This window comes from Candidatus Binatia bacterium, from assembly GCA_023150935.1.
In the GTDB taxonomy this organism is placed as follows: Bacteria; Desulfobacterota; Binatia; order HRBIN30; family HRBIN30; genus JAKLJW01.
The window spans coordinates 1-500 of sequence record JAKLJW010000198.1 but is presented as its reverse complement, the minus strand read 5'-3'; the positions used below and the strand labels follow the sequence as shown (position 1 = coordinate 500).

The window sequence follows — 500 nt, the reverse complement described above, 5'->3', positions numbered from 1 at the left end:
AGCTCGAGCAGGTCGCGCGTCACGAGGTGCTTCCAGTAGTACTCGCGGATCTCCTCCTGGAGCAGCGCGATCCGGCGCGCCGCGCGCCGGAGCCGCGCGTCCGAGCGGACGATCCCGACGTAGTTCCACATGGTGCGGCGGAGCTCGTCCCAGTTGTGCGCGACCACGACGCCCTCGTCGCTCGGGGCCGCGTCGCCCGTCTGCCACTCCGGGACCTCGGGGAACGGGCTCTCGCGGAGCTCGCGGATCTGGCCGGCGAGCCGCACCGCGGCGCGGTGGCCGAAGACCAGGCCCTCGAGCAGCGAGTTCGACGCGAGCCGGTTCGCCCCGTGCAGCCCCGTGCAGGCGCACTCCCCGATGGCCCAGAGCTGCGGGATCGTCGTCCTGCCGTGCAGGTCCGTGCTGATCCCGCCGCAGAGGTAGTGGGCCGCGGGCACGACGGGGATGGGCTCGCGGGTGATGTCGATGCCGAACCGGAGGCACTCGGCGTGGATCGTGGG

1 protein-coding gene is annotated in these 500 nt (G+C 73.0%); it reads right to left on the bottom strand.

The window, feature by feature from the left end; translation table 11 throughout:
- A partial coding sequence (locus L6Q96_23735; GenBank protein ID MCK6557556.1) for an FAD-binding protein occupies positions 1-500 on the bottom strand: 500 nt, incomplete at both ends.